Here is a 21,258-nt window from a genome sequence, read left to right as displayed (position 1 = left end):
GCGAGACGGTCCGATCCGGCACCCGTTCCCCCGCCTCGCGCGGGAATGATGGACCGCCGCCAAGCGCTGATGGCGATGGGCGGCGGCCTGCTGATGCCACGCGCAGCCCGCGCCGAAGCCTGGCTCGACCGGCCGGTGGTGGCGCTCAACTGGGGCGTCGCCGAGACGCTTTACGCCATGGGCATCCGCCCGGTCGGGGCGGCCGAGATCCCGGGCTACAATGCCTTGATCACGCAGCCGGCGACGCCGAAAGGTTGCGCCGACGTTGGGCTCCAGGGCGCACCGAGCATGGAGGCGCTGGTGGCGCTGGAGCCAGACCTGATCCTGATCCAGGCCTGGCAACAGCACCTGCGCAGGGGCCTTGAACGGGCCGCTCGGGTCGACAGCGTCACCATTTTTACCGGCAAGGACGACGCCTATGCCAATGCCGGGGCCGCCACGCGGCACATTGGCGGCCTCCTCTCATGTGCCGATCGGGCCGAAGGCCTTATCGCCGCCTGCGATCGAAAGATCGAAGACGCCCGGACGCGGCTCGCCAGCTATGACGGACGGCCGCTTTATCTCGCCCAAATCCTCGACGGAAACATCATCAGCCTGTTCTCGACGGGCAGTCTGTTTCAGGCGGTGCTTTCGCGTCTCGGGCTCAAGAATGCGTGGCGGGGCGCTCCCAATTTGCTGTGGGGTGGCACGCGGGTCGGCATCGAACGGCTTGCCGATGATCCTGAGGCGCGCCTGGTGCTGATCGATCCCGCCGGTGCGCCCGCCGCCCGCGGCCTGCTTGCCGGCGAACTCTTCGGGCTGCTGCCGGCGGTCCGAGCGGGGCGTGTGGTCCGGATCAGGGGCGTGTGGGGCTTCGGAGCCCTGCCCAGCGCCACCCGCTTCGCCGAGGCGCTCGCAGCGGGGCTGGAAAGGGGCGTAAATGGTTGACGTCCCCGTCATACGGAAGACTTCGCCCGGGTGGGCCGGCGCCGGTGTGGCAGCCGGCACCGTGCTCCTGCTGGTCGCCATGGTGCTGGCGGTTTCGGCCGCGCGGCTCGGACAGAACCTCTCCCCGAGCACATTCGGCCACGTCATCGCGGCGGCGGGGCGGGGCGACATGACGGCCGCCCTTTTTCTCTATGTGGATCTGCCGCGCATCACCGTTGCGCTGCTGGCCGGGGCGATGCTCGCTTTGTCGGGGGTCCTGTTCCAGGAGGTCCTGCTCAATCCCCTGGCGGAACCAACCACCCTGGGCGTTTCGGCCGGGGCCCAACTCGCCCTGGCCCTGGCGACGCTGTATGCGCCTGGGCTGCTTTCCATTGGCCGGGAATGGGTGTGCCTCGCGGGCAGCACGGCTTGCCTGTGTGTGGTCCTGCTGCTCGGACTGGGCCGGGGCTTCTCGTCCGTCACGGTCATATTGGCGGGCCTGATCGTATCCCTGTTCGCGGGGGCGGCCGAGGCGATCCTCGATATTCTCAACCATGACTACCTCGTGTCCGTGGCGATCTGGAGCACGGGCGTGATGGCGCAAAATGGCTGGGGCCCGGCGCTCTTCCTGGCGGAGCGGCTTCCGTTCCTGGCCGTCGCCGCCTGGGCACTGATCCGGCCCATGGCCCTTCTGGCCCTCGACGAAGCGACCGCGCGCGGTCTCGGCATCCCTGTGGCCGCAAGCCGCCTTCTTGTGCTCGCCATCGCCGCTGCCCTTGCCGCGTGCGTCGTGAGCGCGGTGGGGGTGATCGGCTTCGTCGGCCTCGCCGCTCCCGCTCTGGCGCGCCATGCGGGCGGGCGCCGCCTCTCCGTCCGGATCTGGCTTGCTCCCGTGCTCGGCGCTGGCCTTCTGCTCGCGGCGGACCAAAGCGTGCTGGCCCTTTCTCCCTGGCTGCCGTCCCTTCCCACAGGCACCCTCACGGCGCTGATCGGCGCTCCCGTCCTGCTGTGGATGATGCGGCGGCGGCCTGCTCCCAGCGGCAACACCCCCAGCCTGGACGCGGACGGCCCGCGGGCCGCGCGCCCGACCGCCCGCGTCGCCGGGCTTGCGGTGGCCGTGGTGGTGGCGGCGTCCGTTGCCGTGCATTTCGGACGCGGCCCGGCGGGTTGGACTTTTGATACCGGGGCGGCGCTCGACGCCCTGCTGCCCTGGCGATGGCCGCGCCTGATGGCGGCCAGCGGGGCCGGTTTTCTGCTGGCCGTGGCGGGAGTGGCGCTCCAGCGGCTCACAGGCAACCCATTGGCGAGCCCCGAGGTGCTGGGGGTCGCGCCGGCCGCCGGCCTCGGCATGATCGCCGCGACGCTGCTCATTCCTGCCCCCGACGCCGGCGACCGCTTTCTCGCTGCGGCATTGGGCGCGGCGCTTGCGCTGCTACTGCTGCTCGCCTTTGCGCGACGGACCGGCGCCGCGCCCGAGCGCATGCTGCTCCTGGGCGTGGCGATCGCCACCGCATTCGGCGCCCTCGCCACCGCCCTCGTGGCGAGCGGCGATCCGCGTCTCACCGGCCTTCTGTCCTGGATGGCCGGGTCCACCATCGACGCCACGCCACAAGACGCTCTCGCCGTCCTTGCGATGGCGGCCACAGTCATGGCGGCAACCCCACTGTTGGCCCGTTGGCTCCTGATCCTGCCGCTCGGCGAAGCGACATCCAGAAGCCTTGGGCTTCCACTGACGGGGAGCCGGCTCATTCTGCTCATCTTCGCCGCAATCGCGACGGCAGCGGCAACGCTCGCCATCGGCCCTTTCAGCTTTGCCGGCCTGATGGCGCCTCACATGGCAAGACTGCTCGGATTAAGGTCGCCGTTTCCGCAGATCGCAGGCGCTGCATTGTGCGGCGCCCTGGTGATGCTCACCGCGGACTGGCTTGGCCGCACCCTGGCCTTTCCCTACGAAATTCCCGCCGGCCTCGTCGCCGCCGGCCTCGGCTGCCCCTATCTCCTCGTCGCCCTGGCAAGAAAATCGGGAGCGGCGCGTCCATGAGCACGGACCCGCCGCTCTCGGCTCGTGCCGTTCTCCTGCATGCCGGCCAGCTTCTGGCGCCGCTCTGGCGGCTGCTCGTTCTTGCCACCATGGCCGGCCTCTGCGGCGGACTCGCCACGCCTTGGCTGCTCTCCACGGTCAATCGCGCCCTGCATGCCCCTTCGGGCGAGGGGGGCGCCTTCATCGCAGCGTTCAGCGCCTTGTGCGTGCTGAGCCTGGGGGGGAGCGCCCTTGCGGGGGGACTCAACAGCATGCTGGGGCAGAAGCTCATCGCGGCGTTGCGCAAGGACATTTCCGCCCGGATCCTGAGGGCGCCCATCGCCAAGCTGGAAGAGTATCGCAGCCACCGGCTCATGGCCGTCCTCACCACAGATGTGGATACCGTCTCGGCCTTCACCTTCAACATGTCGGGCTATGCCATCGCGCTGGCCGTGACATTGGGCAGCATCGGCTATCTGGCAGCCCTGTCCCCCGCCGCATGCGTGATGGCGATGGTCTTCCTTGGGTTCGGCGCGGCGTCCAAGCGTTTCGCCCAGCGTCGCTGGATCAAGGATTACGAGGCCGTGCGCCACGCGCAGGATGACCTCCACCGGCAATATCGCGCCATTATCGACGGGGCCAAGGAGCTGAAGCTCCACCAGCCACGCCGGGCCCTGGTGTTCGGCGCGCGGCTGGGCGGTGCCGCTGACCTCATCTGCACGCACAAGAGCCGCGCCATGACCCTCTACTGGGTGGCGGACGCCATCGGCACAGGGGGCGTCTTTGTCCTTATCGGCCTGCTGATCGCGGCGCATGGCGTGCTGGGCATGGACAGCGTTGCCCTAAGCGGAGCGGTGATCGTCCTGCTCTATGTGCGCGGCCCCATGGAGCTTCTCGGCTCCGCCCTGCCCATGTTCGACCAGGCGCGTATCGCGCTGGGGCGCATCGCACAGCTCTCCCTGACGCTGACCGATAGCGAGCCGGAGCTCACGCTCGCAAGGCCGGCGGACAAAGCGCCAGCGACCTTCACGAGCATCAGCCTTGTGGCGATGACCTACCGTTTCCCGCCCACGCAAGGCGGCACGCCCTTCGCCCTTGGTCCGCTGGACCTGCACCTTGAGCGCGGCGAGCTGGTCTTCATCGTCGGCGCCAACGGCTCGGGAAAGACGACGCTGGTCAAGCTGCTGCTTGGTCTCTATGCGCCGTCCTCCGGCGCTGTGCTTCGGGACGGCGTGGCAGTAACGGCGGAACGCAGGGACGACTACCGACAATTGTTCAGCCCCATCTTCTCGGACTACTTCCTGTTCGATAAAGTCGCCTGCGACCTGGAAGAGGGCGCAGCGCGCGCGCTCCTGGAACGCTTCGGCCTCGCCGGCAAGGTCTCGCTCGAGGGCAGTCGCTTTTCGACGACGGATCTTTCGACGGGCCAGAGGAAGCGCCTTGCCCTGGTGGAGGCGATTCTTGAGCGCCGGCCGATCCTGATCACCGATGAATGGGCGGCCGACCAGGACCCGGATTTCCGCCGCCTGTTTTACGAAGACCTTCTGCCGGAGCTGAAGCGCGAAGGCCGCACGCTGATCGTGGTCAGCCATGACGACCGCTATTTCCACCTGGCCGACCGCATCGTCCGCATGGCGGGAGGCCGCATCGTCGAGGACACGCGGGCCGACCGGCCGGGAATGGGATTGGAGAACGCGCCATGACGACCGAAACGAGCGACCTGTTCACCCTTCAAGACGTGACCTACGCTGTCGCCGGCCGCGTGCTGCTTGAGCCCCTGACCTTGAATATTCCCGCCCGGCGCGTGGTCGGCCTGATCGGGCACAACGGTTCGGGCAAGTCTACCCTGCTGAAGCTGCTCGCCCGCCAGCAGCCGCCATCGGGCGGCGCCTTGAGGTTGGCGGGCAAGGCGCTCGCCGAATGGGGGCATCGTCCCTTTGCCCGCAAGGTTGCCTATCTGCCGCAGCAGACGCCACCGGCACAGGGACTTCTGGTGCGTGAACTGGTGGCGCTCGGCCGCTATCCTTGGCACGGGGCGCTCGGCCGGTTCTCGGCCGCCGACCGGGAGAAGGTCGCCGAGGCCATTGCGCTCACCGGAATGGAGGCGTTTGCGGACCGGCTTGTCGACACGCTGTCGGGCGGCGAACGCCAGCGTGCCTTCATCGCCATGCTGGTGGCGCAGGACGCCGAATGCCTGCTGCTCGACGAGCCCATCTCGGCCCTCGATATAGCTCACCAGATGGAAGTGCTCTCGCTGGTGCATCGTCTGGCCGCGGAGCGCGGGCTCGCCGTGGTGGTGGTGCTGCACGACGTGAACATGGCTGCGCGCTTCTGTGACGAGATCCTCGCGCTGCGCGCCGGTCAGCTCATCGCGCGCGGCACGCCGGGCCATATCATGACCGCCGATACCCTGGAGATGATCTACGGCATAGCCATGGACGTGATCCCGCGCCGGCCAGGCGCCGCGCCGCTCGCCTTTGCGCACTGACAGGGCGACACGTCAGGCCAACATGTAGACCCCGTGACTGTAATCGCCGCCTTCGAACGGCGCGCCCTGATGCAGCAGGCTGTCTGCCCCGTCCCTAGGGTCGAAGAACAACATCTGTGACAAGTCCGCGGTCTTCAAGGCCAATCCGCTCGGATCAACTACGGCGCGATCTGGCAGGGGCGGGAAGTCAAAAAAGGGGCGGAGCTTCTCAACAAAGACGCGGAGCTTATAGATTCATTGCGTGGATGCGTGGGAATATCGTCTTTCGAACAGGCGTCTTAAGTCTGGTGATGGCGCGAAGGTACCGACGCGTCCCAACGCGTTGATGTCCGCTCATGGAACCCGCCCGTTACGCAATCAACGACCAGAATGGCGGCGCTTTGCTTACCGCAGCTCCGGGGCCGTTTGCGGAATGGTGGCTTCTAAGCAGACGAGGCCAAGTAGCGGACCTTTGTTCGATAAAGGGTGAGCCCTCGCTCGGCGGTTAGTGAAGCCTCTGAGCGAGGTAATCTGCCGCCGTGCGCCACCTCACAAATATCGGCTTTGGGCTGCCTGCCACATAGCTTGTGCCGTGCCGAAAGTCCCTTGAGACGAGGCGGCACGATAATGGCGCGGCGCCGGCTTCTCACCGGATCGGAATGCGGCTTCCGGCGCGCGGCGCGAGGGCGAGATCGGATTTGCGCCGGATGGATTTACCGGTAATTTGATGCGGTACGCACCGGCTCGAGAATCCTTGTTAATGCCGCGGCGCGCAGACGGGAGAAGCCCGCATGCGGGGGGGCCACACCATCCGAAGCGGAGCCGATCCCGGCTTGCCAACGGAAGCCGAAATGGTGTGGATACGTGCCGGCAGCTTCACCATGGGCTCGGATCGCCACTACCCAGAGGAAGCCCCCGCGCATCGCGTGGCCTTGGACGGTTTCTTCATCGACCGCACCCCCGTCACCAATTGCGCCTTCTCCGATTTCGTCGCCGCCACTGGCCATTTAACGCTGGCGGAGCGGGCGCCGTGCCGCGAGGACTATCCCGGCGCTGATCCGCACCTTCTGGTGCCGGGTTCACTCGTCTTCACGCCGCCTGGGGAGGCGGGCGGGCGGGAGGATTGAACGCGCTGGTGGCGCTTTGTGCCGGGCGCCGATTGGCGCCATCCGCAAGGACCCGGCAGTGACCTCTCCGGTCGCGAGGATCATCCCGTCGTTCACGTCTGCCATGACGATGCACGCGCCTATGCGCGCTGGCGCGGCAAGGAATTGCCGAGTGAGGCGGAATGGGAGTTCGCTGCGCGTGGCGGGCTCGACGGCATGGACTTCGCCTGGGGCGAGGAACTGGCGCCGGGTGGCGTTCACCTCGCCAATACCTGGCAGGGCGCGTTCCCGCACGAGAACCTGGCGGAAGACGGCTATGTCGGCACCTCGCCGGTCGCTGCTTTCCCGCCGAATGGCTTCGGCCTTCACGACATGATCGGCAATGTGTGGGAGTGGACCGATGACTGGTACGCCCCGCGCCACCTCCAGCGGAACCACGCCGACACCGCGCCGTCCACCAAGCCATGCTGCCTTCCGCGCAACCCGCGCGGCGCTCGGTGGGAGGAGAGCCTCGATCCGCTGGCGCCCGGCGGACCGGCACCGCGCAAGGTGCTAAAGGGCGGCTCGCACCTGTGCGCGCCCAGCTATTGTCGACGCTACCGTCCCGCCGCCCGCCAACCGCAGACGGTCGATACCGCCTCGGTGCATATCGGCTTCCGCTGCATTCGCCGTTCAACAACCTCATAAAATTCTGCTTCCGGAGAACCGCCGTGACCCATGCCGCAATTCACCCAACGCCGGAACGCCCCGCAGAACCGAGCCGGCGCGAGGTGCTCGCCGGCAGCGCGAGCCTGCTCGCGGCCGTCTCCGGCCTGCCGCTGTTCGCCACGGGCGCTTGGGCGCAAGGCACGGGTGGCGCGCCACGCCCACACATTCTCTACATCATGGCGGATGATCTCGGCTCCGCCGATGTCGGCTTCCGCGGCTCGGACATCAAAACGCCGAACCTCGACGCGCTGGCCGCCAGCGGCGCGGCACTCGGCCATTTCTATACCCAGCCCATGTGCACGCCGACGCGCGCGGCGCTGATGACCGGGCGCTACCCCCTGCGCTACGGCCTGCAGACCGCCGTAATCCCCTCCGGCGGCGACTACGGCCTCGCGACCGACGAGTTCCTGCTGCCGCAGACACTAAACGAGGCTGGCTACCGCACCGCGCTTGTGGGCAAATGGCACCTTGGCCATGCCGACCGGAAATACTGGCCGCGCCAGCGCGGCTTCGACAGCTTCTACGGCCCGCTCTTGGGCGAGATCGACCATTTCAAGCACCAGGCGCATGGCATCACGGACTGGTACCGCGACAATGAGATGGTGGTGGAGGACGGTTATGACACCGAACTGCTTGGCGCCGAGGCTGTGCGACTGATCGGGGCGCATGACCCGAAGGCACCGCTCTTCCTCTATCTGGCATTCACCGCCCCGCACACGCCCTTTCAGGCGCCGCAATCCTATGTCGACATGTATGCGGGCATCGCCGACCCCCAGCGGCGCATTTATGCGGCGATGATCACCGCCATGGACGACCAGATCGGAAAGGTGGTGGCGGCACTGGAAGCGCGGGGCCTGCGCGAGAACACGCTGATCGTGTTCCACAGTGACAATGGCGGCACGCGCAATAAGAAATTCGTCGGCGAAGGAGATGTGAGCGGCGACCTGCCAGCGAGCAACGTACCGCTGCGCGACGGCAAGGGCACGCTCTATGAGGGCGGCACGCGCGTGGCCGCGCTGGCCAACTGGCCCGGCCGCATCGCACCCGGCACGCGCCCTGGGGTGATGCATGTGGTGGATATGCTGCCGACACTGGCCGGACTCGCCGGCGCGGGCCTTGGCCATAGCAAGAGGCTGGACGGCATCGACATGTGGCCGACGCTCGCGGCCGGACAGGCAGGCCGCGACGAGGTGGTCTACAATGTCGAGCCGAGCCAGGGCGCCGTGCGCGAGGGCAACTGGAAGCTCGTCTGGAAGGTAGACCTGCCGCCCAAGGTCGAGCTTTTCGACCTCTCCAAGGATCCGAGCGAGACCACCGATCTTGCCGCGGACTACCCCGACAAGGTGGCCGCGCTCACCGCACGTGTGCTCGACCTCGCCCGCGTCATGGCCGAGCCCCTGCAACCGGCAACCGCCCATCGGCTGACACTGTCGGCGCCGCCGACAACGCCCCGGTGAGCCCTCTCGTCTTCGACACGGCGGCGGAAGCCTTGGGCGTCCCCAGTTTGGGATTGGAGCGGAGGGCACGGGGGGGTGAACACACACTCCGGAGAAATCCACTGCCTTTCGGCGGCTCCATAAGCAATGTCGCCTTCCGAGAAGTCTTAATTGTCAGGCGAACGGCTGAGATGGCGGCGCTTTGCTGACAGACGGCTCCGGGGCCGGAAGATGACGGTCTGCTAGTGAGGATTTCACACAAGAAGCTGACACGTCGCAGACGAATGTCCGAGGCCGGAACGGCCCTCTAGCCGACGTCTCGAACGTCTGCTTTCTGGCGATCTGATGTGCCCAGCCCCCCGAATCTGATCCTCAGGCGAGTTTGGAGCGTTCGGTCCCAGAACTTGCCTCCACCTCGGTACGGCGAACAAAACCCACGTCCTCACTTGCTGGTGCCAAAGGCTGCGACGACCTAACGTTCAGAAAATCATCGGCGGCGCCCAAGCCGAGCGAACGTGTGGCTCCGACCACGAGCCCGACATGGTCGCTTCGTGCATGGTCCGAATCTCGAGGCCCCCAGAGCCGCCCTCCATGCGTCGCGGCTTCATCACCTCTTCTCTTTCTCCGCGCACATCCGCCCGTCCTCGAAGTGGATGATGCGGTCGAAGAGGTCGGTTGAACGCGGATCATGCGTGATCACCAGCACGGCTGTCCCCCGCTTGCCGGCGATGCGTCGAAAGATTTCCATCACCTGCCGGCCGCGTACGCTGTCGAGCGCGGCCGTGGGTTCGTCGGCGAGGATGAGGGGTGGCGCATTGGCGAGCGCCCGCGCCACCGCGACGCGCTGTTGCTCGCCACCCGACAGCTTCGCCGGCAGGTGGTCGGCGCGGTGTGCGAGGTCAAGCGCGGCGAGCAGCCGATATCCATGGGCACGGGCATCAGCAGGGGCAATATCGGTGAGTTCGAGGCTCAGCGCAACATTCTCCACCGCCGAAAGGAACGGGATCAGGTTCGCCTTCTGGAACACGAAGCCGATACGCTTTCGCCGCGTCTCGCGCAGCACGTCGAGGTCGGCGAAGGCGTGAGAGACACGCTCGCCCCCGAGCCAGACCTCGCCGGAGGTCGGGTTCTCCAGCAGACCGGCCAGCATGAGAAACGTGCTCTTGCCTGACCCGCTGGGCCCAAAGATGCCAACCAGCTCGCCGGCGGCGACGTCCAGCGATACCCCGTCAAGCGCGCGCACCACGCCTGCGCTGGTGACGTAGTGCCGCGAGAGATCGCGAACCGAGAGCACGAGCCCATCGCTCATGACAGCACCTCCCGCGCACTGATGCGCGAGGCTCGCGCGATTCCCACCCAGGCCGCAGCGGCGCAGACCAGGGTGAGGGCGAGCGCGATCTGCGCAAGATCGGACGGCAGCATCACCACGCGGCGCGGGAACAGCGGGAAGATCATCCAGGCCAGGGCAATGGCAAACACATAGCCGACGATGCCGATGAGCGCGGCCTGCTGGCCGATGAGGCCGACAACGATGCTCTCGCGGGCGCCCATCAGCTTGAGCAGCGCGATCTCGTGCCGCTTCTCGATGGTCATCGTGTAGACGATGAGGGACACCACGATGGCAGTGATGACGAGGATCATCCCGGTGAAGGTCAGGATCTGGAGGCGCAACTTCCACAGCCGGGCATTGAGCATCAGGTCACGCTGCTCGCCGGTAGTCATGACCCGGACATCGCCCCAGCGCTCCATGGCGGCGATCACGCGCGCGGCGTCGGCGGCTGGATCGAGGCGGACCAGCACGGCGGAGATCTTGCTCTCCTGCGCCACCGAGCTTGAGTCGGCGCTGACGGCGGCGGCGCCTGTCCCGGCCGCGCGCGCGAGATGGATTTCCTCCGATGTGCGGCGTCGGGCGATGACAGCCGCGTCGTTGATGCCGACAAACAGCAGTCCGTCACCGGCCGAATCCACCATCTGCCACGTAAGGCCGACAATAGTGTAGACGTCGCGCGCGAGCTGCATCCGGTCGCCGACCTTGAGGCCGGTGCTCGCATCGGCCACGGCCTCGTAGCGGCTGCCCCCGAGCCAGCGACCCTCGACCAGCCGCAACCAGCGTCCATCGTCGCGCGGCACGTCAACGCCGGTCACCGTTGCGCGGCGCGAGGCGCCAGCGAAGCTGAACTGCTGGCTGAACTGGGTGAAGCGTCGCACATCCGCGACACCCGGCACGCCCTCGACGCGCCGGTCCATGTCGGATGCCACTGCCGAACCTTCCGCGAAGGGGCCGGCGCGCTCGCCCTGGACGACCCAGAGATCGGCGTCGATCCTGTCGAGGATCAGGAGGGCGTCCTCGACGATGCCGCGATAGAGGCCGGTCATGCCGATCACCGCCATGACGAGAAAGGCCACTCCGAGCGCTGTCAGCGCGAAACGGGTCGGGGCGTGCACCGTATCTTTCAGCGCCAGATTCATGTGGCGGGACCGGCAAGGCGCACGCGCATAAAGGGGTAGATGTCGCCGGGTTTGAGGAGTTCCTGGCCGGCGTCGAGGCCGCGCCGGATCTCGACGCGCTTCCCCCCGGTCTCACCGAGCGTCACCTCCCGCCAACGCGCACGCGCGCGAGATGCGACCCACACGCCGGGCCGCCCGTCACGCCAGACGAGGAAAGACGTTGGCACGGTCACTACCGGGCCGCGTCTCTCGATGATGATGCGCGCCATAGCGCGCTGGCCAAGCGCCCAGTTGGTCGGAAGCGCATCAAGCGCAATGTCGATCTCGAATTCCCTCGTCTCCTGGTCGACCTCGCGACCAAGCCTGAGGACGTGTCCGGAGATCGGGTGCTCAGGTCGGGTGAAGGTCACCTGAGCCGCCTGTCCGGGCAGGACGGTGGATATGGCGCTCTCATCCAGCCGCGCGGTCAGCACAAGGCTATTCGGATCGACAAGGTGCAGGAGCTCGGTGCCCGGGGTCATCACCTCGCCCGCATGGCGCGCGCGCGACACCACCACGCCGGAAATCGGCGCCCGCAGGACGCTGTCGTCAAGCTTCACGCGAGCAACGGCAAAGCGGGCGGTCGCGGCATCGCGCTCCGCCTCGGCCTGTTCGACGGCGCGGCCGGCGCGCGTGAGGTCGGCTTCAGCCTGACGGCGGTTCGCGAGCGCGTCTTCCAGACCTGCCTCGCTGACGACCCCCTTGGCCATCAACGCGACCTGTCTTTCATGCGTTGCGCGTGCCTTTTCCAGCGTCGCGATGGCGCGGTCGCGCTCGGCTTGCGCAGCGCCCACGGCGCGCGCGGCGGCATGTGCACTGGCCTCGGCGGCGTCGAGATCCCCGCTGAGGTCGTCGAAGGCAAGGCGGGCCAGTATGTCGCCCTTGGTGACCACATCGTTCCGGTCGACGGCGAGTTCGGCGATGCGGGCCTGGATGCGACTCCCGACACTGGCCTCGGTCAAGGCTGTCAATGTGCCGGCCCCCTGAATTTCCACCTCCAGCACGTCCGGCCGCAGAACCTCTCCCTCCACTGTATGCGGATAGAAATAACGGAGGCCGACCAACCCGATCCCCAGAACCACCGCCGCGAGAACGGCTAGCCGAACCCCACGGTGACGGCGTGGACGCGGGAGAGGTGCCTCGAGCGACAGGAACGGGTCGACGCCGGGCCGCAGGTTCATGACACAATATCCGGGGAAAGGATTGCGAGGCGGGTCACTGGGTGGGTGTGGTCTTGGCCGCGGCGAGAGCGTCCTTGCAGGGCTGGGAGATCTTGTCGGGATTTGCCTTGATGCACTGGAGGATGCGCCCGCCGCCCGGCTGCACGCCCGGGCAGGTGGTGCGGATATCCGTCTCGCAGGCGGCGCGGACAGCCTGTGCCTGTGCACCCGAAAGGGTCTGCGCCAATGCAGCTCCGGAAAGCGGGGTGCCCAGCAGGGCGGCGCACGCCAGCGCAAGTCCAGTACGGGGGATGAACGCACGATCCATGATGTCGGCTCCTTTGGCGGAGTTGGGCAGGGTCATGGAGCCCGCCCGGTTGGGGGGCGGCCGACCGTGACGGGCTCCATGGCGGTAGGCTCACGCCTGCCGTGCCGCCGGGAACGGGTGTGGTGCGCTCGGCGACGGTGGCAACTATTGCCGCGGCGTTTTGCGGCCGTGTCTCGGCGCCCGGGCATTTTGTTGCAGTTTGTATCGGCGCCTGCGGTACGCCTTGCGTCGCTCCGACGTCGCTGTCATGCCATCGGGATGACAGCCGCAAGAGTGCTTCTGGTCGAGGACGACCGCGACATTCGCAGCCTGCTCGTCGATTTCCTCGGCGGCGAGGGCTACGATGTCGAGGCGGTCGGCAGCGGCGCCCTGATGGACCGGGCGCTGATGCGCGGCGTGCCAGACCTCATCATCCTCGACATCATGCTACCGGGCGAGGATGGCTTTTCGATCTGCCGTCGGCTGAGGACGAAGAGCCGGGTTCCGATCCTGATGCTCACGGCCAAGCATGACGACATCGACCGCATCGTCGGATTGGAAATCGGCGCCGACGATTATCTGGGGAAGCCGTTCAATCCACGCGAATTGCTGGCGCGGATCCGCGCCCTGCTGCGCCGTGCCGCCGGCCCCCTGTCCATCGGCGTTCCGGAGCGGCGGCGGCGGCGTTTCGCAGGGCTGGTCGCCGACCTCGATGCGCGCACGGTGTTGGACAAGGACGGGCTGCGCGTGAATCTTACCACCGCGGAGTTCGACCTGCTGAGCTGCTTTCTCGAGCGACCCGGCCGCGTGCTCTCGCGCGACCAGTTGCTTGACTGGACGCGCGGTCGCTCCGGCGGCGACCCGTTCGATCGCACCATCGATGTCACCGTCTCGCGCCTGCGGGGCAAGTTGTCCCACTGCATCGGCGAGGCTGAGCAGCCGATCACCACCGTGCGCAATGTCGGCTACCTGTTTTCGGCTGAAGTGCACGAGGACTGAAGGGCGGTCGCCATGCGCCTCGGCCTGCTGGCCCGCATCATCCTCATCGTCGCGGTGGCGCTTTTCGCCATCCAGCTGCTGGCGCTGTTCTTCTATTTCGGATTCGGCGCAGGAGAAGGGCGCCGCACGTTCGGCGAGGGTTCACCCTCGCTGCCGCGGCAAGTCGCGTCCTTGGTGCTCCTCGTCGACGAGGTGCCCGCCAGCCTTCGCCCCGTTTTGCTCGAAGCCTTCAGCGAGAACGGCCGCACCGCAGCGATCATTTCCGCCCTACCCGATGGCCTCACGCGCACCGGTGGGCTGATCCGCATCGAGGGGTCGATCCGCGCTGCATTGGCGCTGCGTGGCGTGCAGGGGCGCGAGGTCTGGGTGCGGCTCGACGGGCGCAGCAAGATCGGCCGCGGTGATGCGCTGAGCGTCTATATCGAGCTCGCTGACGGAAGCTACCTCTGGCTCGACGTCGAGGACCGCGTCACCATCCGGCTGCTTGGGGTGCCCATCGGCTTCTTCGCCGGCCTGTTCGGCGTCGTCGTGGCGCTTGCCGCACTGGTGGCGGTGGCGAGGGAGATGCGGCCGATCACCAGCCTCGCCCGCGAAGTCGACCGGGTGGGGGAGGGCATCGACCCCGTCGCGATACCAGAGCGCGGAGCGCCGGAGCTGCGCAAGCTGATCCGCGCGGTGAACGCGATGCAGCAGCGTATCGCGGCGCTGGTGCGCAACCGGACCTTGACGCTCGGCGCGATCTCGCACGATTTGCGCACCTATCTGACTCGCCTGCGGCTGCGCGTGGAGATGATGCCAGAGAGCCGCCATAGGGCGGGTGCCATCGCCGATGTCGAGGCCATGCAGGCGCTCGTCGAAGACACGCTCGACTTCGCGCAGAATTCCTTCGCGCTGGCAGGACCGACCAGCGCCGATCTCGCCGCCGCCCTGCGCCGCTACGCGGCCGAGCAGAATGACGTGCGCATTGTCCTCGACCTGCCGGACGGCCCTGTATGGGTTGCCATGGAGGACAAGGCTCTCGGGCGCGTCATCGCCAACCTCCTCGGCAACGCCATTCGCTACGGCGAGCGGGCCTTCGCCGGCATCGAGGCGGACGGCGCACGTGTCGTTCTGGTCATAGAGGACCAAGGCCCCGGCATCCCGCCCGAGGAGCGTGAGCGCGTCTTCGAACCGTTTCACCGGCTGGAAGTCTCACGCAACCGAGAAAGTGGCGGGACCGGCCTCGGACTGACCATAGTCCGCCGGCTGGTCGAGCGGCATGGCGGCACCATCGAACTCGCCACCAGCCGCCATGGCGGGCTTGCCGTACGGCTGGCGCTGCCACGGATCCAGCCGCCGGCCTGATGCAAATCGACATGCCGCGTTCGAGAGGCGAGACCTGGGCCGCCAACCCTTGTCGCCATCACCGGCAAAGGGTTGAGCCATGAGAAAACTGTTCCGCTCCATCTTGCCTGCGCAGGTCGTAGGTAGTGTTGCCGTTCTTGTCCTCGTATCTGCGGGAGCCGTGGCAACGCCGAGACTCGCGCAGAATGTCACGGGATCGCCCGTACTTCTGCCCAGGCGGCTGGGCTGGGCATGCGAGGCGCCTCCCTTCGCAGCCGGGCCGGGACCGTTTGCGGGCCTTATTGTTCCAACGACGCCGCCTCACCGGCGCTGGAGGCTGTGGGAGCCATATGCACGCTCCGCCGGGGCCGATGACGGTTCAATCGGGGTTTGCCGGTCGGTCTTTGCGGCTGCACGGCAGCTTAAGGGGAGGAATCGCAGCGCGACCGCGCAGCGATTCCGAGGAGCAACGTCTTTGCAATTTCTCGCGCATGCGAGGCAAGCTCCTCGTCAGGAAGTTCGCCGGCGGTCCAGAACGACAGAACCCCGCGAAAGGCAAAAGCGAGCTGTTCCGGCAAACAGCGCAGCACACTCTCCCTGCCCGCGTCAGTCATGCCTTCGCCGGACCCCAGCGCCAGCGACCATAAGGTCGTGGAATGCGCCAGGACCTTTCCGGGGGCCGGACCGGCCGTGCCGATCCAGCCCATCACAACTCGGTTTATCTCCGGTTCCTCCAGCATTACCTGGACCGCCGTGTCGATCGCCAGCAAGACCCCGCCTGCAGCATCGGGGGGCGGCGACATCTCGGCAAAGCGCTTGGCCATTGTGTCGATCCGGCGCCCCGACAGGGCATGCATGATCGCGGCCTTGTTCCCGAACTGATTGAACGGTGTCGCGAAACTGACCCCGGCTTCGGTGGCAAGATCGCGCATCGAGAAGTCGGCCTTTCCCCGGCGGAGCAGTCGCTCCGCTGCATCCAACACGCGCTGGCGGACCGGCTCGCCTCGCGCGGCGGTCGAAACGGCCTGGGGCTTGTTTCCTGCCATCACCTTATCTATATCATGATATAGTCTCAGTCACCGTTCAGAGCTATACCATGGCATCGACCTGCAAGACATTTCTCATCACTGGCGTCAGTTCCGGCCTCGGGCGCGCCTTTGCCCTCGGCGCGCTTGAAAGGGGTCACCGTGTGATCGGCAGCGTGCGGCGGCAGGGTGACGCCGAGGCCTTTGCGGCGCTCGCGCCCGATCGCGCTTATCCGGTCAAGCTGGATGTGACCGATTTCGAAGCCATCCCGGCGGCGATCGCCGAAGCCGAACGGCAGGCCGGTCCGATCGACGTGTTGGTGAACAATGCGGGTTATGGCCATGAGGGCGTACTGGAGGAATCGTCCATGGACGATTTGCAGCGCCAATTCGCCGCCAACGTCTTCGGGCCCGTCGCGATGATTAAGGCGGTGCTGCCGGGCATGCGCGAGCGGCGGCGCGGCCATATCGTCAACGTCACCTCCATGGGCGGCTTCATTACCATGCCCGGGATAAGCTTCTATTGTGGCACCAAGTTCGCGCTCGAAGGCATCTCCGAGGCGCTCGGCAAGGAAGTGTCGAGCTTCGGAATTCGAGTGACGGCGCTGGCACCTGGTCAATTCCGCACCGATTGGGCGGGACGCTCGATGGATCGCTCACCACGCAGCCTAGCCGACTATGACGCGGTCATGGATCCCATCCGCGCCGCGCGACAGGCCAAAAGCGGCAACCAACCTGGTGACCCAAGCAAGGCTGCGCGGGCGTTGCTCGCTCTCGTCGATGCCGAGAACCCGCCAGTGCGGCTGTTCCTCGGCGAGGACGCTCTGGGGCTGGTCGAACAGAAACTCAACCGCATGCGCGACGAAATGGGCGCATGGGAGGCGCTTTCGCGCTCAACCAGCTTCGCCTAGTGAGCGATATATTTACCGCAACTCACGAGTTAACTCTGTGCGTATTCTTAATCTGCGGCCGAATATAAAATTCGTTATCGCTCGATATACCCAAGAACAGAAATGAATACGCATGGCCATAAATATTTGAAATATGTGAATATTTCTATTTTTCTGACACAAGATAGTAAATGCTGCTTAACAATCAATATCCAGAGGATAGTTTCTATTTATAAGTTTTGCTTCGAGGGCGGCGCGCCAAGTTCGCTCTTGGAGAAGGGGTATCTAAGTGTCTCTTGTCGCCAATGTCCGCTTTTGGGGCCGCGGCCGTTGTTCGATCAATGACAGGGATGGGGACGCAAAGCGGACGTCGCTGAAAGGGCAGTCAAAGATAGGCGAGGCTCCCGAGGGGGCGACAGGCAAGTCGATGAGCCTGCCACCTCCCAGTCAAACGCGCATCCCACCTCCCGCGCTTCCAAGCGCTGCCCGACCCATCCCGGCGCGCTGTTGCGCGAGGACATCCTTCCTTCGATCGGTCGCCCCAAAGCGGAGATCGCCCGGTTGCTCGGCATCTCGCGCCAGCACCTCTATGACATCCTCGACGAGAAGAAGCCGGTCACGCCGGCAGTGGCCGTCCGCTTGGGCAAGCTGTTCGGCAACGGGGCTGGCCTATGGGTGCGCATGCAAGCCGCCCACGACATATGGCATGCGGAGCGCGACGTGGATGTGAGCGGCATCCCAGCCCTTACGGCGGCGGAGTGACGGGCGAAAAGCAGGGGGCAAGCGGGGCCTGGGAGTGCCGGATTTTAATTCGGGGACTGTTCCTGCCATTTTCGGAACAGGCAACGCACCGAAAATTCTAAGTGCAAAGCATTGAATATAAAAGGGTTTTTATTTTCGGAGATTTTGGGATTTTGGGGCACGGCATCTGAGATCAGGAAGCACCGACCGCCGATATGGGCGCCCACCCATCGGCCTCCCATCCCATACCGAGCGCCGCCCATCCTCCCCCCCTGAGGCGATGAGATACCCACTTAATTAATTGAAATACAAAGATATTCACTATTTGTTCTTATGTATCTTCAAAGATATATGAGAGCAAATAGTGAATATTATTATATTATAATAACTTAGAGGACAGATAGTACTCCTGGGGCGCCATACCCCACGACGGCCCGGTCGATATAATCGGCCCAATCCCGCATCATCTGCCGCCGCCCAGCGAGGTACTGGGCACTGTTGTAGGCACCGCGCACCTCGTTGCGCTCATCATGGGCGAGCTGCCGCTCGATCCAGTCGGGATGAAAGCCCGCCTCATTGAGCCACGTTGAGGCCATGCCACGGAAGCCGTGCACCGTGGCTCGCCCGTGGTAGCCCATCCGGTACATGGCAAAGAGCATGGTGTTGTTCGACATGAACCCCTCCTTGCTCGGCGAGGGGAACAGGTGGGAGCTCCGACCGCGAAGCGGGCGCAGGTCGTTCAGCACCTCAACGGCCTGAGGCACCAGCGGCACCAGATGCTCGAAACGCATCTTCATCCGATGGGCCGGGATCCGCCAAAGAGGCTCCTCGCCGTCCAACCCCTCGAACTCCGACCATTGAGCCGCTCGCAGCTCCGTGGTGCGCACGAAGGTGAGGACCATAAGCTTGAGCGCCAGCCGCGTGCTGGGATCGCCGTCATAGGCAGCGAGGGCCTGGAGAAAGCCGGGAAGATCTTCCTTCGGCATGGCGCGATGGTGCTTGGGCCGCCCAGGCGACTTCACTGCTCCTCGCAGATCCTGAGTGGGATCTCTCCTCGCCCTCCCCGTGGCGATAGCGAAGCGGAAGATCTGCCCGATCACCTGCATCTCGCGCTTCGCCAGCTCGATGGCGTCCCGCGCCTCCACTTTCCGGATCACTTCCAGCACCTCGGGGGCGTCGATGTCCTGAATGGGGCGCGGCCCCAAAGCGGGGAAGACATCCGCCTCCAAGCGGCTCATGAGGCGATTAGAATAGGCTGCCACCCAGCCGGGCAGCTTCATCTGGAACCATTCCCGCGCGATGACCTCAAAGGTGCGCTCGGCATTCTCCACCGCCTCGCGCCTCTGCACCCTCTTGGCGTCCGCCGGGTCTTCCCCCTGCGCCAAGCTTTGCTTGGCAGCATCGCGCGCCTTCCTGGCACCGGCAAGCGAGACCGCCGGGTAGACTCCCAACGCCAGCGTTTTCTGCTTCCCGAGATAGCGATAGGCGAGCCGCCAGTAGCGAGAGCCATCAGGCCGCACGAGCAGGAAAAGCCCGCCCCCGTCTGACATCTTATAGGGGCTCTCCTTGCCCTTGGCGTTGCGAACCGCTGTGTCTGTGAGGGCCATTTGTTGGCACCTGGAAGGCATCTACCGAGAGATACCAACATATGTACCAACAAATTTCACGGCTGCAAGCGGATGACAGCGGATGGCGGCGGACACTTTTCCCGCCTGAAACCCTTACAAACGCATGATTTTCATGGATGTTCGTGGACACATCCGGACAGGAGCGGACAGCAAATGTGGTGGGCCCGGCAGGACTCGAACCTGCAACCAGACCGTTATGAGCGGTCAGCTCTAACCATTGAGCTACAGGCCCCCTTCCTGCTCCTAGCAACAGGCGCGCCGGCGAACAACCCGGGTGGGAGATGAGACGGTGCACAACGTTGCCGCCCGCCCCATTGGCGCCGTGATCGGCGGATGGTCTAGGGGGTGCACCCGCTCGCCAGCCATCGCCCTCGGCGCCCTGGCGAGGGGAGACGCCATCCAACGGTTTCGAGGAAGCCGGGGGCCGAGCCGGAGGGGCGCGCCGTCGCCCAGGCTTCGCGCCGTCCGGCACCAAGCCAGAACGCTCAAGGGAGTCATCACATGGTCCGCCCTCGCTTCGCCCCGGCCGCCGATGCTGCCCGCGCCACCGCAGTTGTCGCCCGGGTGCCCGGCCCGGCGCGGTCCCTGGCCCGCACCTGGGGCCTCCTGTGCGGGCTTGCCCTTGCCACCGCCCTGCCCCTGGCTGCGGCGCAGGCCCAGGAGGTGCCGCGCGCCACGCTGGCGGTCAACGGACAGGGCGAGGCCAGCGCCGTGCCCGACCTGGCCATCTTCACCACCGGCGTGGTGTCCTCCGCCAAGACCGCCGACGAGGCGCTGGCCGCCAATTCCCGCTCCATGACGGCGGTGATCGCGGCGGTGAAGGAGGCCGGCATCGCCGAGCGCGACATTGCCACCTCCGGCCTGTCCCTCCAGCCCCAATATGCCCCGCCGGCGCAGAATTCCCGCGAGGCGCCCAAGGTGTCCGGCTATGAGGTGCGCAACGGGGTTTCGGTGAAGGTGCGCGACATCTCGCAACTGGGCAGCCTGCTGGACAAGCTGGTGCAGGCGGGGGCGAACCAGACCGGGGGCTTGCGCTTCACCCTGTCCGATCCCGACGCCTTGGAGAAGCAGGCGCGCCTCGCCGCCCTCAAGGATGCCCAGGCGCAGGCGCAGGAGCTGGCGCAGGCGGCCGGCGTGCGCCTGCTGCGGCTGCGGCGCATCGCGCCGGCCGAAGCCGGCGGGGCCATGCCCGGCCCCATGATGGCCTTCAAGTCCGACGCCCGCGCCGCGGTGCCGCTGGAGGCCGGCGAGACCACGGTGCGGGCGACCCTCACCCTTGTCTATGACGTGGAGCCCCTCTGACAGCCTGTCCACACCGTTCAAATCCACAACCTGAAGGGGGCGGTGCACATGCGTGCACCGCCCCTTTTAGTTGTGGGTAGCCGGATACTCACCCTTGATGCCGGAACGTCATTTACGCGTTACTGTGCTGCAACATTGACCCTCTACATAGGTAACGGCGGAGGGGTGCTCTCGCACCTTCGACACCCTCTTTCCGGCCTGCCGGCGAGAGGGAGAACCACGGCATTTTCAAACGTTTCACTCGCGCCCGCCAGCTGTCTGGAGGGCGCTCGGCGAAGCTTGCTCTCTTTGTTGCGTTGCAGCATCGCCTCCGGCGCGCTGGGACGCGGCACACAAAGGTTGTTTTCCATTCCGCTAGGTGGGGGGCCTACGGCATGAAGATGATTTCATCGACACACTTCAGCTTAACGCACCGCGGGCCCCGCCAACGACGCCAGGGCTCACGCAAAGCGCTGTATCCGCGCAGACCTGTTCTCGTTTCTTAGAATAATCAACCTGCGCTCGTCTTGATCGGCTCCCCCTTTGACAGGGGGGTCGCCGGACGCTGCGACGCGCCTCCTCCACAAAGTGCCGTTCACGCTGACCTCATCCAGCGCCCCTTCGGGGACGTGGCGGACGAAGCGCGGACGGCCCCGGTGCGGTCTCAGCCGTCCCCCCTCCGGGACGGGAGCGACGACGCGCGCCCGCATTTCAAGACCCCTGGGTCGCTGGCCCCGGGCAGAGCCTCAACCGAACGACTGCAGGGACGGGAAG

General features: G+C 66.1%; 15 protein-coding genes, 1 tRNA gene and 2 pseudogenes. 11 read left to right on the top strand and 7 right to left on the bottom strand.

Annotated features, from left to right (window positions below; genetic code table 11):
- Nucleotides 1-45 precede the first annotated feature (45 nt).
- From ACT54L_RS18220 to ACT54L_RS18195, 6 genes and pseudogenes are all read left to right on the top strand, one after another.
- Nucleotides 46-927, top strand: coding sequence for an ABC transporter substrate-binding protein (locus tag ACT54L_RS18220; protein WP_476087044.1), 882 nt, complete (start codon nucleotides 46-48; stop codon nucleotides 925-927).
- A 46-nt stretch (nucleotides 928-973) separates the two neighbouring features.
- Nucleotides 974-2,947, top strand: coding sequence for a Fe(3+)-hydroxamate ABC transporter permease FhuB (fhuB, locus tag ACT54L_RS18215; protein ID WP_476087043.1), 1,974 nt, complete (start codon nucleotides 974-976; stop codon nucleotides 2,945-2,947).
- Nucleotides 2,944-4,629 carry a cyclic peptide export ABC transporter gene (locus tag ACT54L_RS18210; protein WP_476087042.1) on the top strand — a complete coding sequence of 562 codons (1,686 nt, stop codon included), beginning with the start codon at nucleotides 2,944-2,946 and terminating at the stop codon, nucleotides 4,627-4,629. Before fhuB ends, ACT54L_RS18210 begins: the two co-directional genes overlap by 4 nt.
- Nucleotides 4,626-5,414 (top strand): ATP-binding cassette domain-containing protein, encoded by a 789-nt coding sequence (locus tag ACT54L_RS18205; protein WP_476087041.1) that lies wholly within the window; start codon nucleotides 4,626-4,628, stop codon nucleotides 5,412-5,414. Before ACT54L_RS18210 ends, ACT54L_RS18205 begins: the two co-directional genes overlap by 4 nt.
- Before the next feature lie 770 nt (nucleotides 5,415-6,184).
- Nucleotides 6,185-7,186 (top strand): annotated as a pseudogene (locus ACT54L_RS18200) (formylglycine-generating enzyme family protein).
- A 23-nt stretch (nucleotides 7,187-7,209) separates the two neighbouring features.
- Nucleotides 7,210-8,664 carry an arylsulfatase B gene (locus ACT54L_RS18195; protein WP_476087040.1) on the top strand — a complete coding sequence of 485 codons (1,455 nt, stop codon included), beginning with the start codon at nucleotides 7,210-7,212 and terminating at the stop codon, nucleotides 8,662-8,664.
- 586 nt (nucleotides 8,665-9,250) lie between these two features.
- Here the strand turns inward: ACT54L_RS18195 and ACT54L_RS18190 are convergent.
- From ACT54L_RS18190 to ACT54L_RS18175, 4 genes are read right to left on the bottom strand one after another with little or no spacing between them, the layout of a single operon-like run.
- Entirely contained in the window at nucleotides 9,251-9,952 is a 702-nt protein-coding gene (locus tag ACT54L_RS18190) for an ABC transporter ATP-binding protein (protein ID WP_476087039.1), read from the bottom strand.
- A complete protein-coding gene (locus ACT54L_RS18185; protein WP_476087038.1) occupies nucleotides 9,949-11,112 on the bottom strand; it encodes an ABC transporter permease in 1,164 nt (387 codons plus the stop codon). Before ACT54L_RS18185 ends, ACT54L_RS18190 begins: the two co-directional genes overlap by 4 nt.
- Nucleotides 11,109-12,311, bottom strand: coding sequence for an efflux RND transporter periplasmic adaptor subunit (locus tag ACT54L_RS18180; protein ID WP_476087037.1), 1,203 nt, complete (start codon nucleotides 12,309-12,311; stop codon nucleotides 11,109-11,111). The genes ACT54L_RS18185 and ACT54L_RS18180 overlap by 4 nt, the downstream gene beginning before the upstream one ends.
- Before the next feature lie 34 nt (nucleotides 12,312-12,345).
- Nucleotides 12,346-12,618 carry a cysteine rich repeat-containing protein gene (locus ACT54L_RS18175; protein WP_476087036.1) on the bottom strand — a complete coding sequence of 91 codons (273 nt, stop codon included), beginning with the start codon at nucleotides 12,616-12,618 and terminating at the stop codon, nucleotides 12,346-12,348.
- Nucleotides 12,619-12,876: 258 nt separating this feature from the next.
- On the opposite strand from ACT54L_RS18175, the gene ACT54L_RS18170 reads away from it, so the two are divergent.
- Complete coding sequence (locus ACT54L_RS18170) at nucleotides 12,877-13,596, top strand: response regulator (protein ID WP_476087035.1); 720 nt, start codon at nucleotides 12,877-12,879, stop codon at nucleotides 13,594-13,596.
- 12 nt (nucleotides 13,597-13,608) lie between these two features.
- Nucleotides 13,609-14,940: an ATP-binding protein gene (locus ACT54L_RS18165; protein WP_476087034.1), complete on the top strand. Its 1,332-nt coding sequence runs from the start codon at nucleotides 13,609-13,611 to the stop codon at nucleotides 14,938-14,940.
- Nucleotides 14,941-15,341: 401 nt separating this feature from the next.
- Here the strand turns inward: ACT54L_RS18165 and ACT54L_RS18160 are convergent, their stop codons facing one another.
- Entirely contained in the window at nucleotides 15,342-15,965 is a 624-nt protein-coding gene (locus ACT54L_RS18160; RefSeq protein WP_476087033.1) for a TetR/AcrR family transcriptional regulator, read from the bottom strand.
- 50 nt (nucleotides 15,966-16,015) lie between these two features.
- Here ACT54L_RS18160 and ACT54L_RS18155 point away from each other — a divergent pair, with 50 nt between their 5' ends.
- A complete protein-coding gene (locus ACT54L_RS18155; protein WP_476087032.1) occupies nucleotides 16,016-16,855 on the top strand; it encodes an oxidoreductase in 840 nt (279 codons plus the stop codon).
- A 453-nt stretch (nucleotides 16,856-17,308) separates the two neighbouring features.
- Nucleotides 17,309-17,596, top strand: a pseudogene (locus tag ACT54L_RS18150) (HigA family addiction module antitoxin); the annotation flags it as partial.
- Nucleotides 17,597-17,964: 368 nt separating this feature from the next.
- On the opposite strand, the gene ACT54L_RS18145 reads toward ACT54L_RS18150, so the two are convergent.
- Together ACT54L_RS18145 and ACT54L_RS18140 are read right to left on the bottom strand one after the other, a co-directional pair.
- Entirely contained in the window at nucleotides 17,965-19,182 is a 1,218-nt protein-coding gene (locus tag ACT54L_RS18145) for a tyrosine-type recombinase/integrase (protein WP_476087031.1), read from the bottom strand.
- A 177-nt stretch (nucleotides 19,183-19,359) separates the two neighbouring features.
- Nucleotides 19,360-19,435 (bottom strand) — tRNA-Ile (locus ACT54L_RS18140).
- 269 nt (nucleotides 19,436-19,704) lie between these two features.
- Between ACT54L_RS18140 and ACT54L_RS18135 the strand changes: the two genes are divergently transcribed.
- Nucleotides 19,705-20,505, top strand: a complete 801-nt coding sequence (locus ACT54L_RS18135; protein ID WP_476087030.1) for an SIMPL domain-containing protein — start codon at nucleotides 19,705-19,707, stop codon at nucleotides 20,503-20,505.
- Nucleotides 20,506-21,258: the final 753 nt, after the last annotated feature.

It is taken from the genome of Aquabacter sp. DMC10 (assembly GCF_056314145.1).
The sequence above is the reverse complement of the archived record's forward strand: the minus strand, read 5'-3'. Positions and strand labels throughout refer to the sequence as shown.